11 protein-coding genes are annotated in these 15,556 nt (G+C 71.0%); 9 read left to right on the forward strand and 2 right to left on the reverse strand.

Annotation, left to right across the window (positions count from 1 at the left end):
* Positions 1–27: 27 nt before the first annotated feature.
* Positions 28–1,374 (forward strand): FAD-binding oxidoreductase, encoded by a 1,347-nt coding sequence (locus QQG74_RS01555; protein ID WP_341718515.1) that lies wholly within the window; start codon positions 28–30, stop codon positions 1,372–1,374.
* A gap of 225 nt (positions 1,375–1,599) precedes the next feature.
* On the opposite strand, the gene QQG74_RS01560 is transcribed toward QQG74_RS01555, so the two are convergent.
* Entirely contained in the window at positions 1,600–3,705 is a 2,106-nt protein-coding gene (locus QQG74_RS01560; protein WP_341718516.1) for a SpoIIE family protein phosphatase, read from the reverse strand.
* A 154-nt stretch (positions 3,706–3,859) separates the two neighbouring features.
* Here QQG74_RS01560 and QQG74_RS01565 point away from each other — a divergent pair, with 154 nt between their 5' ends.
* Both QQG74_RS01565 and QQG74_RS01570 read left to right on the forward strand, forming a co-directional pair.
* Positions 3,860–8,230: a HAMP domain-containing protein gene (locus QQG74_RS01565; RefSeq protein ID WP_341721102.1), complete on the forward strand. Its 4,371-nt coding sequence runs from the start codon at positions 3,860–3,862 to the stop codon at positions 8,228–8,230.
* Complete coding sequence (locus tag QQG74_RS01570) at positions 8,227–8,787, forward strand: response regulator (protein WP_341718517.1); 561 nt, start codon at positions 8,227–8,229, stop codon at positions 8,785–8,787. Before QQG74_RS01565 ends, QQG74_RS01570 begins: the two co-directional genes overlap by 4 nt.
* 6 nt (positions 8,788–8,793) lie before the next feature.
* On the opposite strand, the gene QQG74_RS01575 is transcribed toward QQG74_RS01570, so the two are convergent.
* Positions 8,794–9,129, reverse strand: a complete 336-nt coding sequence (locus QQG74_RS01575) for an STAS domain-containing protein (protein ID WP_341718518.1) — start codon at positions 9,127–9,129, stop codon at positions 8,794–8,796.
* Positions 9,130–9,267: 138 nt separating this feature from the next.
* Between QQG74_RS01575 and hemL the strand changes: the two genes are divergently transcribed.
* From hemL to ccsB, 6 genes are all read left to right on the forward strand, one after another.
* On the forward strand, positions 9,268–10,605 hold the full coding sequence (gene hemL / locus QQG74_RS01580; RefSeq protein WP_341718519.1) for a glutamate-1-semialdehyde 2,1-aminomutase: 1,338 nt from the start codon (positions 9,268–9,270) through the stop codon (positions 10,603–10,605).
* A 126-nt stretch (positions 10,606–10,731) separates the two neighbouring features.
* A complete protein-coding gene (locus QQG74_RS01585; protein WP_341718520.1) occupies positions 10,732–11,379 on the forward strand; it encodes a histidine phosphatase family protein in 648 nt (215 codons plus the stop codon).
* A complete protein-coding gene (locus QQG74_RS01590; protein WP_341718521.1) occupies positions 11,380–11,955 on the forward strand; it encodes a TlpA disulfide reductase family protein in 576 nt (191 codons plus the stop codon).
* Positions 11,955–12,872: a cytochrome c biogenesis protein CcdA gene (locus QQG74_RS01595; RefSeq protein WP_341718522.1), complete on the forward strand. Its 918-nt coding sequence runs from the start codon at positions 11,955–11,957 to the stop codon at positions 12,870–12,872. Before QQG74_RS01590 ends, QQG74_RS01595 begins: the two co-directional genes overlap by 1 nt.
* Positions 12,872–14,548, forward strand: a complete 1,677-nt coding sequence (locus QQG74_RS01600; protein ID WP_341718523.1) for a cytochrome c biogenesis protein ResB — start codon at positions 12,872–12,874, stop codon at positions 14,546–14,548. Before QQG74_RS01595 ends, QQG74_RS01600 begins: the two co-directional genes overlap by 1 nt.
* Positions 14,548–15,552, forward strand: a complete 1,005-nt coding sequence (gene ccsB, locus QQG74_RS01605) for a c-type cytochrome biogenesis protein CcsB (RefSeq protein ID WP_341718524.1) — start codon at positions 14,548–14,550, stop codon at positions 15,550–15,552. Before QQG74_RS01600 ends, ccsB begins: the two co-directional genes overlap by 1 nt.
* Positions 15,553–15,556: the final 4 nt, after the last annotated feature.

A 15,556-nucleotide genomic window follows, 5' to 3' on the forward strand; every position in this document is an offset into this window, starting at 1 on the left:
TGGTTCGAACACATGTACGATCCAGGCATGGTGCCAGCGCGTTCCACCGGCTCGGCCGGTGCCCTCGACATCGCCCGCCGGTTGACCGAGATCTGCGGTCCGCGCTTCGCCCGGTTCGCCGGGGCGGCCGATGAGGTGGCCGGCCGTCCGGCGCGCTGGGTGGCGGTGCCGGGCGGTGCGCACGCGGCGGCGCGGGTGCTGCGGCTGGCCGCCGAACACGACCTGACGGTGGTGCCGCGCGGTGCCGGCACCAAGATCGACTGGGGCGCGCCGCCCGCGCGGGTCGACATCATGCTTGACACCGGCCGGCTCGCCGGCATCGGTCACCGCCCACCCGACCAGGGCATTGCCGAGGTCGGCGCCGGCACGCCGCTGCGCGCGGTGCAGGCCACCCTGGAGCGCACCGGCCAGCGGCTCGCGGTGGACGCGCCGTCGCCCGGTGCCACCATCGGCGGCGTGCTCGCCGCCGACGAGGCCGGCCCGTTGCGGCACCGGCACGGCACCGCCTGTGACCAGCTCGTCGGCCTGCGCTACCTGGCCGCCGACGGCGAGCTGACCGAGGCCGGCGGCGGGGCGGCCGGGCTGGCCCAGGCCCGACTGCTGTGTGGTTCCGAAGGGGCGCTCGGCGTGCTGATCAGCGCGATGCTGCGGGTGCAGGCGCTGCCGGCCAGCCGGATCTGGGTGACCCGGCCGGTGTGGACTCCGCTGGAGGTGCACGACCTGGTCCGGGCGGTGCTCGCCGCCCGTCTCGAACCCGCCGCGATCGAACTCGACCTGCCGGCCGGCACGGGACCCCGGCCACGGCGGGACCGCCGGGCCGAGGCGATGGCGCGTCATCCGTCGATGACGGGACGCCCGTCGCCCGGCCCGGCGGGTGCCGGTTCGCTTGTGGTGCTCCTCGAAGGCGGGCCGGCCGAGGTGGCCGAGCGCGCCGACCTGCTGGTGTCGTTGTTCGGCAGTCAGGCGACGGTGGCCGGGTCGGCCCCGCAGTGGTGGCGCAGCTACCCGTTCGCCCCCGGCGACACGGCGTTGCGGCTGGAGGTGCCGATCACCGACCTGCACGCGGCCGTCTACGCGCTGCGCGACGCGGCCGGCGCGCCGGTGCCGGTGCGTGGCTCGGCCGGTCTCGGCGTGGCACACGCCGCGCTGCCCGGCACGCTTCCGCCCGATCGGGTGGCGTCGATTCTGGCCGCAGTGCGCGGCGTCCTGCTCGCCCGACGGGGTCGGTGCCGGGTGCTCGCCGCCCCACCGCCGGTCCGCCGGGCCGTCGACCTCTGGGGCGACCTGGCGGTCCGACCCCAGCTGCGCGCCGCCAAACAGCACCTCGACCCCACCCACCGCCTGGCCCCCGGCCGCCTCCCCGGCGGCCTCTAGCCCACCCACCCCCACCCCCACCCCCACCCCCACCCCCACCCCCACCCCCACCCCCGCCCCCACCCCCACCCCCACCCCGCACGTCTCGCCGATCTTGCACTTTCGGTCGCCGAAGTGCCCCTTATCTGGCATATGCGGGGGCAGAAAGTGCAAGATCGACGCGGAAAGCGGGTGGGCGCGGGGACGGGGAGGAGAGGGTGGGGCGGGTAACGGGGTGGGGAGGGGCTAGACGGTGTCGTTGCGCAGGACGAGGATGGCGATGTCGTCGCGGGGCTCCTCCACCGAGAAGTTGATCGCGGTGGCCCGGAGCCGGGCCGCTACCACGTCGGCCGGGTAACCGGCCAACGGCGCGGTGGCGTCGCGCAGCCGGCCGGTGCCGAACAGCTCCCGGCCCCGTCGGCGCTCGGTCACCCCGTCGGTGTAGAAGACCAGGCAGTCGCCCGGGTCGAGCACGATGCCCGCAGTGGGTGCGGCGATGGCGTCGAGCAGGCCGAGCGCGGTCCCGCCGGTGCCGACGAAGTCGGCCCGTCCGCCGCAGGAGCGCAGCAGCACCGGCCGGTCGTGCCCGGCCAGGTGCAGCTCGACGTCGAGCTGGTCGCCCTCGCCGGGCCGGACGGCGGCCAGCGCCAGCGTGCAGTAGCGGCCGGACCCCCGCTCGACAAGCGTCTCGTTGAGCCGGGCCAGCACCTCGGGCAGCGGCTTGCCGTCCCCGGCCAGCACCCGGATCACGTCCCGCACCAGCCCGGTGACCGCAGCCGCCTGTACCCCCTTGCCCGAGACGTCGCCGATCACCACCAGCCAGCGGCCGTCCGGCAGCGGCATCACGTCGTAGAAGTCGCCGCCGACGTCGGCGTCCCCGCCGGTCGGCACGTACTCGGCGGCGAAACCGATGCCCTCCACGACCGGCAGCACCGGTGGGAGCAGCGACTGTTGCAGGGTCTGCGCCACCCGCCGTCGCTCGGCGTGGATCCGGGCGTTCTCGATCGCCAGCGCGGCCCGCCGGGCCACATCCTCCAGCACCGCGATCTCGTCGGGGTCGTGCCGGTGCCGCAGGTGCCGCCCGACCGCGAGCGTGCCGAGGCGTTGCCCCCGGGCGATCAGCGGCACGGCGAAGCCCTCCATCGGCCCGCCCAGCGGCGTCTGGGTGCCGTTGCGGCTTGCTTCGCGCAGCCGGGACTGGATCGAGTCGGGGCCGGTCTGCCGCAGGGTGGCGTGCAGCTGGGGCAGCATCGACTCGTCCGCGTGACTGGCCGCGGCGAGGCGGAGCCGGCCCCACTCGTCGGTGGTGTGCACCGCGCACCACTGGCCGAGGCGGGGCACCACCAGTTGCGGGATGAGCGCCATGGTCAGCTCCACGTCGAGCGACTGGGCGAGCAGCTCACTGGCCTCGGCGAGGAAGGTCAGCCAGGCCTGCCGACGGACGTCGGCGCGGCGCAGCCGATCGTTCTCCAGGTGCAGCGAGAGCCGCTCGGCCGCCAGCACCGCCAGTGGCCGGGCGTACGCGGTGGGTGCGGCGTCCAACTCCAGTTCCCCGGCGTACGGGCGGTGTACGGCCAGCGGAACCCGGATCAGGTCGTTGCCGGCCCGGGGCTGCCGACCGTACCGGGCGAGCAGTTGGGTGCCCTGCCCGTCCCCACGGTCCAGCCGGATCACGCCCCCGGCGGCGCCGACCATCTCCGCCACCTGCGTGAGCAGACTGGTGGCGAAGTCGGGCAGCGGATCGTCGACATACGGATCGGGAGTGGTCTGCAACAGCGCACTCATCGCACCTGCGCTGGGACCAGCGGTGTGTCCGCTGTTGTCCGGATCACCGATTGGTGGCCTGAAATCGTCGCCGGGCGGGTCGGAGTCGTCCCCGTGCGGCCCGACGTCGTCGCGCTGCCCGTCGCGGTGCCGGCGGTCCAGCCGGAACCACACCCCCTTGCCGTTGGGCAGGTAGGTCGTGCCCCAGCGACTGGCGAAGTGGTCGACCAGCAGCAGGCCGCGCCCGCGTTCGGCCACCTCGACGATGTCGGTCGCCACGTTGCGTACGCCGACGGTCAGCTCGTCGACCGGGCCGGCGGCGAAGTCCGAGACGGTCACGGTCAACCCGGCCGGGTCGGCGGTGACCTCGATGTCCAGTTCGGTGCCGGCGTGCTCGACGGCGTTGGTGGAGAGTTCCGTGGTCAGCAGCAACGCCTCGTTGACCAGCTCATCCAGGTGCGCCTCGGTGAGCACGGAGCGGACGACCGCCCGCGCAGCGGCAGGCGTACGGCGGTCGGCGGGCAGCCGGACGCGCCGTACGTGCTCGTCTGGGCCCTTGGTCACGGCGGGCCCCGTCTCCGCCGACACCCTCGTATCCTCCACCGACACCCGCCCGGTGCCAAGCCGATCACCTGTCGGGTCGGCATCGCGAACGGCGGTGCGGCGTGGCGGTTTCCAGCTCACGGGGACAATGATGGGGTGACCGGCGCGAGCCGGTGGACCCTGAGGTGAGCGAGGAATGATGACCACGGCGAAACAGTCGGGGCTGGCGGAGACCTCCGCCGCCGACCACGAGGCGGTCCTCACCGAGCTGGCGGAGGCGCTGCGGCAGGTCCGGCGCGGCGACCTCAAGGTCAGGCTGCCGCGACGGTCGGGTGCGGCCGGTGAGGTGGCGGACGCCTTCAACGACGTGGTGTCGCTCCAGGAGCGGCAGCATCTGGACCTGCGCCGGATCAGCCGGATCGTCGGTCGCGACGGCCGGTTGACCGAGCGGCTGGACGAGGAGGGGCTGGACGGCTCCTGGGCGGAGGGCCAACGGGCGGTCAACTCGCTGATCGACGACCTGGGCCGGCCCACCACGGAGATCGCCCGGGTCATCGTCGCGGTCGCGGACGGCGACCTTTCCCAGCACATGGCGCTGGAGATGGACGGCCGTCCGCTGCGCGGCGAGTACCTGCGCATCGGGCGCACGGTCAACACCATGGTCGACCAGCTCTCGTCCTTCTCCAACGAGGTGACCCGGGTCGCGCGGGAGGTGGGCACCGAGGGCAAGCTCGGCGGCCAGGCCGACGTACGCGGCGTCGCCGGCACCTGGAAGGACCTCACCGACTCGGTGAACACCATGGCGTCGAACCTCACCGGCCAGGTGCGGTCCATCTCACAGGTGGCCACGGCGGTGGCCAAGGGCGACCTGAGTCAGAAGATCACGGTGAGCGCCCGGGGTGAGGTGGCCGAGCTGGCCGACACCATGAACTCGCTCACCGACACGCTGCGGCTCTTCGCCGAGCAGGTGACCCGGGTGGCCCGGGAGGTGGGCACCGAGGGCAAGCTCGGCGGTCAGGCCGAGGTGCCCAACGTGGCCGGCACCTGGAAGGACCTGACCGACAGCGTCAACTCGATGGCGTCGAACCTGACCGCCCAGGTGCGCAACATCGCCCAGGTGTCCACGGCGGTGGCCCGGGGCGACCTGTCGCAGAAGATAACCGTGGCCGCGCAGGGCGAGATCCTCGAACTCAAGGACACCGTCAACACGATGGTGGACCAGTTGTCGTCGTTTGCCGACGAGGTGACCCGGGTGGCCCGGGAGGTGGGCACCGAAGGCAAGCTCGGCGGCCAGGCCCAGGTCCGCGGGGTCTCCGGGACCTGGCGGGACCTGACCGAGAACGTGAACCAGCTCGCCGGAAACCTGACCAGCCAGGTCCGCAACATTTCCCAGGTCTCCACGGCGGTCGCGAAGGGCGACCTGAGCCAGAAGATCACCGTGGACGCCCGGGGCGAGATGCTGGAGCTGAAGAGCACCGTCAACACGATGGTGGACCAGTTGTCGTCGTTTGCCGACGAGGTGACCCGGGTGGCCCGGGAGGTGGGCACCGAGGGCAAGCTGGGCGGTCAGGCCCAGGTGACCGGGGTCTCCGGGACCTGGCGGGATCTGACTGACAACGTGAACTCGATGGCGTCGAACCTGACCAGCCAGGTGCGGAACATCGCCTCGGTCACCACCGCCGTGGCGAAGGGTGATCTGTCGCAGAAGATCACGGTGGATGCTCGGGGTGAGATCCTGGAGCTGAAGTCGACGGTGAACACGATGGTGGATCAGCTGTCGTCGTTTGCCGACGAGGTGACCCGGGTGGCCCGGGAGGTGGGTACCGAGGGCAAGCTGGGCGGTCAGGCCCAGGTCCGCGGGGTGGCGGGGACCTGGCGGGACCTCACCGACAACGTCAACTCGATGGCCTCCAACCTCACCGCCCAGGTCCGCAACATCGCCCAGGTCTCCACGGCGGTGGCGAAGGGTGATCTGTCGCAGAAGATCACGGTGGATGCTCGGGGTGAGATCCTGGAGCTGAAGTCGACGGTGAACACGATGGTGGATCAGCTGTCGTCGTTTGCCGACGAGGTGACCCGGGTGGCCCGGGAGGTGGGTACCGAGGGCAAGCTCGGCGGTCAGGCGCAGGTCAAGGGGGTCTCCGGCACCTGGCGGGACCTGACCGACAACGTGAACTCGATGGCGTCGAACCTGACCAGCCAGGTGCGGAACATCGCCTCGGTCACCACCGCGGTCGCGAACGGCGACCTGTCGCAGAAGATCACGGTGGACGCGCAGGGCGAGATCCTGGAGCTGAAGAACACCGTAAACACGATGGTGGACCAGTTGTCGTCGTTTGCCGACGAGGTGACCCGGGTGGCCCGGGAGGTGGGCACCGAGGGCAAGCTCGGCGGTCAGGCGCAGGTCAAGGGGGTCTCCGGCACCTGGCGGGACCTGACCGAGAACGTCAACCAGCTCGCGTACACCCTGACCACCCAGCTGCGCGCGATCGCCCGGGTCTCGACGTCGGTGACCCGGGGCGACCTCACCCAGCGGATCGCGGTGAAGGCGCAGGGCGAGGTCGCCGAGCTGAAGGACAACATCAACCAGATGATCGTCACGCTGCGGGAGACCACCCACAAGAACGCGGAGCAGGGCTGGCTCGACTCCAACCTGGCCCGCATCGGCGGTCTGCTCCAGGGCCAGCGCGATCTCGGCGAGGTCTGCCGCATGATCATGATGGAGGTGACGCCGCTTGTCGACGCGCAGCTCGGCGCGTTCTTCCTGGCGGACAACTCCGAGGGGGTGATGCGGCTGCGGTTGACCGCCTCGTACGGCTACGTGTCCCGGGGGCACGACGTCACCTTCGGACCGGGCGAGGGGCTGGTCGGGCAGACCGCACTCTCCCGGCGCACCATCCGGCTCGCCGCCGTGCCGGACAGTCGGATCACGCTGCGCTCCGGACTGGCCGACACCCCGCCACAGGACCTGGTCGTGCTGCCCGTCCTCTTCGAGGGCGAGCTGCTCGGGGTGATCGAGTTCGCAAGCGTCACCCCCTTCTCCGAGCTGCACCTCTCCTTCCTGGAGCGGCTGGTGGCCACCATCGGCATCGCGGTCAACACCATCCAGGCCAACCGGCGTACCGAGGAACTGCTCTCCCAGTCCCAGCGGCTGGCGCACGAGTTGCAGGAGCAGTCGGCGGAGTTGCAGCGCACAAACGCCGAGTTGGAGGAGAAGGCCAAGCTGCTCTCCGAGCAGAAGGCGAACATCGAGACCCAGAACCGGGAGATCGAACTGGCCCGGCTCGGCCTGGAGGACAAGGCCCAGCAGCTCACCCGAGCCTCGGCGTACAAGTCCGAGTTCCTGGCGAACATGAGCCACGAGCTGCGTACGCCGCTGAACTCGCTGCTGCTGCTGGCCCGGCTGCTCGCCGAGAACTCGGAGCGCAACCTGAGCCCGAAGCAGATCGAGTTCGCCCGGACGATCCACAGCGCCGGCTCCGACCTGCTCTCGCTGATCGACGACATCCTGGACCTGTCCAAGATCGAGGCGGGCCGGATGGACGTGGAGCCGACCGAGGTCCGGTTCGCGGAGATCCGCAGCTACGTGGAACAGGCGTTCGCCCCGCAGGCCGACGAGAAGGGCCTGGACTTCCAGGTACGCATCAGCAAGGACCTGCCGCTGGCGGTGGTCACCGATGCCCAGCGCCTCCAGCAGATCCTGCGCAACCTGCTGTCGAACGCGGTCAAGTTCACCGACAACGGCGCGGTCACGCTGCGTATCGCCCCGGCGCCGGAGCACGCGGTCTTCGACGTACCGGCGCTGACCAACGCCCGGCAGGTGATCGCGTTCACCGTGATCGACACCGGGATCGGCATCTCCGACGACAAGTTGTCACTGATCTTCGAGGCGTTCCAGCAGGCCGACGGCACCACCAGCCGCCGCTACGGCGGCACCGGGCTGGGCCTGTCGATCAGCCGGGATCTGGCCCGGCTGATCGGCGGCACGATCACCGTCAGTTCGGCGCCCGGCCAGGGTTCGACCTTCACGCTCTACCTGCCCAACGTACTGGCGCCGGACGCGGTGGTCGCGCCGGCACCGCCGTCGCCGCAGCGGGCGGGCCTGCCGTCGTCGCTGCTGATGCCGCCGATGGAACTGCTGCCGGAACGGCCGGCGGCACCGAAGACCCAGCAGCTGGACGGGACCACCGTTTTGATCGTGGACGACGACGTGCGTAACGTCTTCGCCCTGACCAGCGCGCTGGAACTGCATGGGATGACCGTGCTCTACGCGGACAACGGCAGCGACGGGGTGCGTCTGCTGGCCGAGCACCCGGAGGTGGACATCGTCCTGATGGACGCCATGATGCCCGACCAGGACGGGTACGAGACGACCCGGCAGATCCGGCGCAACCACCGGTTCGCGGAGTTGCCGATCGTCTTCCTGACCGCCAAGGCGATGCCCGGTGACCGGGAATCTGCGATAGCGGCCGGGGCCAGCGACTACATCACCAAACCGGTCGACCTGGACGAGCTGATCGAGTTGATGGGCTCCTGGATCAGCGGCGGCCGCACCGAGGAGGGCTCGTGACGCAGGTGGCGAAGGCGCTGCTGGTGGATGACCGCCGGGAGAACCTGATGGCGCTGGAGGCGATCCTGCAAGGGTTGCCGGTGCAGTCGGTCGCGGTGGAGAGCGGCGAAGCCGCGCTGAAGCAGTTGCTTGTCGACGACTTCGCGGTGATCCTGCTGGACGCCCAGATGCCGGACATGGACGGCTTCGAGACGGCCAGTCACATCAAGCGGCGGGAGCGTACCCGGCACGTACCGATCATCTTCCTGACCGCTGCGGACCGGGACGCCCAGCTCGCCCTGCGGGGCTACGCGGTCGGCGCGGTGGACTATCTGACCAAGCCGTTCGACCCCTGGGTGCTGCGGGCCAAGGTGTCCGTCTTCGTCGAGCTGTGGACCAAGACCCGTCAGTTGGCGGCCCAGTCGGAGATGGTGCGGGAACGCGACGCCCAGTGGCGGTTGCTCACCGACGCCGTCGACGAGGCCACCACCGTGCTGCGTACCGCCGAGGAAACCCCGGACGCCGTCACCCGCGCGCTGAATCTCCTCGAACAGGCCCGCTGGGGCACGACCTCCTGACCGTGGTCAGGAGGCGGGGGCGTCGTTGCGGATCATCAGGGCGCTGCGCAGACCGGTGATGTCCAGGACCCGCAGCAGGAAATCGCCGACGTTGGTCAGCAGAAGCAGGCTCTGCGCGTGGCTGGCCTTGCGGCTGAGGACCACAAGCGTGCCGAGCCCCTGCGAGTCGCAGAAGGTGACCCCGCCGAGATCGAGCACGATCCGGGGCGGCGCCTCGGCGAGTACTTCATTGACAACTGTCGACAGCTGGGCGGCCGTGAGCATGTCGATCTCACCGGCGAGGCGCAGTACTGCTTCGTCGCCCGTCCGGTGTACGGTGATGGACAGTTCGGCACGATCCACCCGGCCAGCCTATCGCGATCTCGCACGCCTGGCCTGTTGAGGCAGGCCGTCGTCCGCCGGTGCGCCGAGGTGAGCCCGGTAACCCTGATCCGGGGTGCCTGCTGATCCGCCGGCAGGCGCTGACACAATGGCGACATCGTGACCGAGGTGTTTTCCGCCGGATCCGACCGTTACCCGGTCGACGCGCCGGCCTCAGCGGCCCTGTTCGACCGCGCTCGCGCCATCGTGCCGGGCGGGGTGAATTCCCCTGTCCGCGCCTTCCAGGCGGTCGGCGGCACACCACGCTTCATGGTCCGGGGCGAGGGTGCCTGGCTCCACGACGCCGACGGGCGGCGCTACGTCGACCTGGTCTGCTCCTGGGGTCCGCTGATTCTCGGCCACGCGCACCCCGAGGTGGTCGCGGCCGTGCAGGACGCCGCCGCGCGGGGCACCAGCTTCGGTACGCCCACGCCCGGCGAGGTCGAGTTGGCCGCCGAGATCGTCGAACGCACGCCGGTGGAGCAGGTTCGGCTGGTCAACTCCGGCACCGAGGCGACCATGTCGGCGATCCGGCTGGCCCGGGGGTACACCGGCCGTTCGAAGATCATCAAGTTCGCCGGCTGCTACCACGGCCACGTGGACGCGCTGCTCGCCTCCGCCGGCTCCGGCGTGGCCACCCTCGGCCTGCCGGACTCGCCGGGTGTGACCGGGGCGGCGGCCAGCGAGACCATCGTGCTGCCGTACAACGACCTCGTGGCCGTCGAGGAGGCGTTCGCCGCCGAGGGCCGGCACATCGCCGCGGTGATCACCGAGGCGGCGCCGGGCAACATGGGCGTGGTGGCTCCCCGCAACGGATTCAACGGCGAGCTGGCCCGGATCGCCCACGCGCACGGTGCGCTGCTCATCGTCGACGAGGTGATGACCGGCTTCCGGGTGTCCCGCTCGGGCTGGCAGGGCCTCGATCCGGTCGACGCGGACCTGTGGACGTACGGCAAGGTGATGGGTGGCGGGCTGCCCGCCGCGGCCTTCGGCGGGCGAGCGGAGATCATGTCGCGGCTGGCCCCCGCCGGCCCGGTCTACCAGGCCGGCACGCTCTCCGGAAACCCGCTGGCCTGCGCGGCCGGCCTGACCACGCTGCGACTGGCCGACGACGCGCTCTACCGCCGGCTGGACGAGACGGCCACCGTCGTGGGCAAGCTCGCCACCGACGCGCTGACCGCCGCCGGTGTCCCGCACCGGCTGTCGTACGCGGGCAGCATGTTCTCGATCTTCTTCACCGACGCCGACGTGGTCGACTACGACAGCGCCCGCACCCAGCAGGTGCCCGCGTTCAAGGCGTTCTTCCACGCGATGCTCGCCGCCGGGGTGTACCTCCCGCCGAGCGCGTTCGAGTCCTGGTTCGTGTCGGCAGCGATCGACGACGCTGCCCTGGAACAGATCGCCGCCGCCCTGCCGGCGGCGGCCGAGGCGGCGGCAGCAGCAAGTACAGGGGGGTAGCGGTGAGCGCGAGGAGTGAGCCGGGTCTGCGAGCCCCGCAGTCGCGAACGAAGGGGACACTGCGGTGAGCGCGAGGAGTGAGCCGGGTCTGCGAGCCCCGCAGTCGCGAACAAAGGGGACACTGCGGTGAGCAAGACGGTGGTCCACGTGCTTCGGCACGGCGAGGTGCACAACCCGGACGGCATTCTCTACGGCCGGTTGCCCGGGTTCCGCCTCAGCGAGTTGGGTGTCCAGATGGCCAAGGCCGCCGCGCAGGGGCTCGCCGACCGCGAGGTCGTGCACGTGGTGGCCAGTCCCCTGGAGCGCGCCCAGCAGACCGCCGAACCCATCGCCGCCCAGTTCGGGCTGCCCGTCGGGGTGGACGAGCGACTGATCGAGAGCGCCAACTGGTTCGAAGGCAAGAAGGTCTCGCCCGGCGACGGCTCCTTCCGCGACCCGCGCAACTGGTGGGTGCTCCGCGACCCGGTCACCCCCTCCTGGGGTGAGGCGTACCGGGTGATCGCCGAGCGGATGTTCGCCGCCCTGCACGCCGCCCGGGTCGCCGCCGAGGGCCGCGAGGCGGTGCTCGTCTCGCACCAGTTGCCGATCTGGACGCTGCGTCGGCACGTCGAGCGCAAGCGGCTCTGGCACGACCCGCGTCGCCGGCAGTGCGGGCTGGCCTCGCTCACCACCTTCCACTTCGACGGCGCCAAGGTCGTCGGCATCGGCTACTCCGAACCGGCCGCGCATCTGGTGGCGATGTCACCCACCGCCCGGACGGCCAAGGGGGCTTGAATGGTGCCCCGGAAACTGGCCGCCGGTCTGGCCGCCGCTGCGACCGTGACCGCCCTGCTGACCGGCTGCCTGCCCGGCGGCGGTAAGCCGGAGTGCGACAGCGAGGGCGGCATCGTGCAGTGCGCCCCGGACCAACGCTCCGCCGCTCCCAAGATCAGCGGTGAGCTGCTCAAGGGCGGCGCGTACGACGTGGCCGACCAGCGTGGCCAGGTGGTCGTGGTCAACTTCTGGGGTTCGTGGTGCGCGCCCTGCCGGGCCGAGGCCGACGACCTGGAGAACACCTACCAGGCCACCAAGGACTCCGGGGTGACCTTCCTCGGCATCAACGTGCAGGACAGCCGGGACAAGGCGATCGCCTTCGAGGAGGGCCGGGTCAGCTACCCGAGCATCTTCGACCCCGGCAGCCGGCTCGCCCTCGACATGGACATCCCGCCGAACACCGTCCCGGCCACCGTCGTCCTCGACCGGGAGGGCCGGATCGCCACCGTGATCCGGGCCGCGGTCCGGCAGGAGGGCCTGCAACCAATCGTCGAGCGGATCGCTGCGGAGTCGCCCGCGCCGTCCGGCCCACGCTGATGGGTGAGACCTTCAACCAGCTCGCCACCTCGGGCCCACTGCTCCTGGCAGTGGGCGCGGCGGCCCTGGCCGGCCTGGTGAGCTTCCTCTCCCCGTGCGTCCTGCCGCTGATGCCCGGCTACCTCTCCTACGTAACCGGCCTGGCCGGCGCCGACCTGGAAGGCCGAAGTGCAAGGAAGGGCCCCCTGTTAACGCCTGCGGTAGAGGAAGGGCCCCCTCTTAACACCGCTAACACGGCCGACCCCGTCGCCGACGCAGCCAGCACAGCAGACGGAGGCGCCGTGGTCGGTGCCGGCGTCGGCACGGCGGTACGCGAGCGGACCCGCGCCCGTCGGGCGGTGAAAGGCCGGGTGCTCGCCGGGACGCTGCTCTTCATCGCCGGCTTCACCGTCGTCTTCACCGCCACCGCGATCCTGTTCAGCAGCATCGGCCGGGTTTTCTTCGACTACGAGCGGGCGCTGGAGATTGTCATCGGCGGTCTCGTCGTGGTGCTCGGGCTGGGCTACCTCGGCGTACTGCCCGGGTTTCAGCGCGAACTCCGGATCAACCGGTTGCCCGCGGCCGGGCTGGCCGGCGCTCCCGTGCTGGGCGCGGTCTTCGCACTGAGTTGGATCCCGTGCACCGGGCCCACCCTGGCCGCCGTGCTCGGCATGGCCACCACCAGCGGCCAGTTGGACCGGGCGGTGGTGCTGGCCGTGGCGTACTGCCTCGGGCTGGGAATCCCGTTCATCGTCTTCGGGCTGGGCTTCGAGCGCCTGCTCGGCGTCTTCAAGACGGTACGCCGGCACAGCCGCTGGGTCACCCGGATCGGTGGCCTCCTGCTGATCACGATCGGCCTCGCCCTGATGACGGGCGGCTGGACGAACGTGGTGATCTGGTTGCAGACCACCTTCGGCACCGGCGAGGTGAGCATCTGATGACCGCGGTCGACGACCGGCCCACCGCGCCGGCCAAAGCGCCCCGCCGCCGCCCGAACCCGCTGCTGGCCCTGCTGCGTAACTCGTGGCGGCAGCTGACCAGCATGCGTACCGCCCTGGTGTTGCTCTTCCTGCTCGCGGTCGCCGCCATTCCCGGCTCGGTGCTGCCGCAGCGCGGGGTCAACCCGGAGGACGTCCGGGACTTCTTCACCGCGTACCCGGATCTGGCGCCGGTGCTTGACCGGGTCGGCGCGTTCGAGGCGTTCAGTTCGGTCTGGTTCTCCGCGATCTATCTGCTGCTCTTCACCTCCCTGATCGGGTGCATCACGCCCCGGCTGCGCGACCACGTCCGGGCGCTGCGCGCCAAGCCGCCGGCCGTACCGAGGCGACTGGAGCGGCTGCCGCAACACGCGGTGGTGCCCGCGCCGGACGGCGGCGTCTCGGCGGTCGCCGAGACGTTGCGGCGTCGACGCTGGCGGGTGGTGGTCCGGGGCGACGAGGTCTCCGCCGAGAAGGGCTACCTCAAGGAGACCGGGAACCTGATCTTCCACAGCTCGATGGTGCTGGTGCTGGTCGGGGTCGCCCTCGGCTCCTGGTACGGCTGGCACGGCAACCGGCTGCTCGTCGCCGGCGCCGACCACGTCTTCTGCAACACCGGTCAGCAGTACGCCGAGGCGTCCTTCGGCCCGCGCGTCGGCGACGACCTGCCCCGGTTCTGCATCCGGCTGGACGAGTTCGACGCCCGGTTCCTGCCGACCGGCCAACCGTCCTCCTACAACGCCAAGGTGACGGTGGACGAGGACGGCGAGGCACCGCGGCCGGCGGAGTTCTCGGTCAACTCGCCGCTGCGGCTCGACGGCGCGAACGTCTACCTGCTCGGGCACGGGTACGCCCCGGTGATCCGCTACACCGACCGCTTCGGCATCAGCCAGAGCAGCGCGGTGCCCTTCCTGAACAACGGCGACATCGGGCTGACCAGTGAGGGGCTGGCCGCCTTCCCCGACGCCAACGTCGATCCGGAGAGCGGCGAACGGGACCTGAACCTTCAGGTGGCGTTCTCCGGCCTCTACCTGCCGACCGCACCGCAGCAGGCCCCGTTCACCAGGTCGGAGCATCCGGCCGAGCAGAATCCGTTGCTCGACCTGGTGGCCTATCGGGGCTACCTGGGTCTGGACGGCGGGCGTCCCAGCTCGATCTACCAGCTTGACCAGCAGCAGGTACGCAACGGCCGGCTCACCGAGATCGGCGCTAAGCAACTGCGGGTGGGGGAGAGCTGGACGCTTGACGACGGCACCACGGTCGAGTTCCTGGGCACCGAGCCGTACATCGTGCTGTCCGTACGGCACGATCCGGGCACGATGCTGCTTCTGGTCAGCTCGCTCGGACTGGTGCTCGGGCTGATGGGCTCGCTCTTCGTCCGGCGTCGCCGGGTCTTCGTCCGGATGCTGCCGGCCGATTCGGGTGACCGTACCGTCGACCCCGCCAATGGATCTCCGACGGACGGTAGTACTTTGGTCGAGGTGGCTGGCCTGCCGCGTACCGAACATCCTGGGTTCGCCGACGAGTTCGCTCAGCTGGTGGCTGCGGTCCGCGGCGATCGGCGGGCCGCTGCCGGGACCGGGGCCGACGAGGCATCGGCCAGCCCCGGCACCGGGGCGCGAGGAGGAGCCAACTGATGTCCGCACTATCCGACCAGATGGTGTCGATCGCCACCCTGGTGTACCTGCTGGCCATGATCAGCCACGCGGTCGAGTACGCCCTGGGCAACGCGCAGGCCAGGACGGTGGCGGCACCCGCCCGCGAACTGGTGGGCGCGGCGGTCGGCGGCAGCGCTTCGGTGACTCCGACCGGCGACGGGGTTGCGGCTGGGGAGAGGCTCTCGGCCGTTGGCGGGGCGGCTGGCCAGAACGGGCGTACGACGAGCCGGGCCGAACTGGCCGGCCGGGTCGCGGTCGGGCTGACCGCCCTCGGTGCCGTGCTGCACCTGATCGGGCTGGTCACCCGTGGTATCGCTGCGGACCGGATGCCGTGGGGCAACATGTACGAGTTCGTGCTCACGGTCTCGTTCATCGGGGTCGCCGCCTGGTTGGTGGTGCTGGTGAAGGTGCCCTCGCTGCGCCGCCTGGGGCTCTTCCTGACCCTGGTCATGGTGCTGCTGGTGGCCACCGCCGAGCTGGTGCTCTACACGCCGATCGTGCCGCTGGTGCCGGCGCTCAACTCGTACTGGTTCGTCGTGCACGTGTCGACAGTCGTCTTCGCCTCCGGGCTGTTCCTGCTCGGCGCGGTGCCGGCGGTGGCGTACCTGATGCGGGCCGGGTACGAGCAGGGCAAGCGCAGCTTCCCGTACACGCTGGCGAAGCGGTTGCCGGCGGCGGCCAGCCTGGAGCGGCTCACCTTCGTGCTGCACGCCTTCTCGTTCCCGATCTTCACCTTCGCGGTGATCGCCGGGGCGATCTGGGCCGAGGCGGCCTGGGGTCGGCCCTGGGGCTGGGACCCGAAGGAGACCTGGTCGTTCATCTCCTGGGTGATCTACGCGGGCTACCTGCACGCCCGAGCCACGCCGAGCGTGAAGCGGAACGTGGCCACCTGGTTGGCCATCCTCGGCTTCGCGACGGTGCTGATGAACCTCTTCGGCGTGAACATCTTCTTCGAGGGCCTGCACTCCTACGCCGGCCTCTGACGCA

It is taken from the genome of Micromonospora sp. FIMYZ51 (genome assembly GCF_038246755.1).
In the GTDB taxonomy this organism is placed as follows: Bacteria; Actinomycetota; Actinomycetes; order Mycobacteriales; family Micromonosporaceae; genus Micromonospora.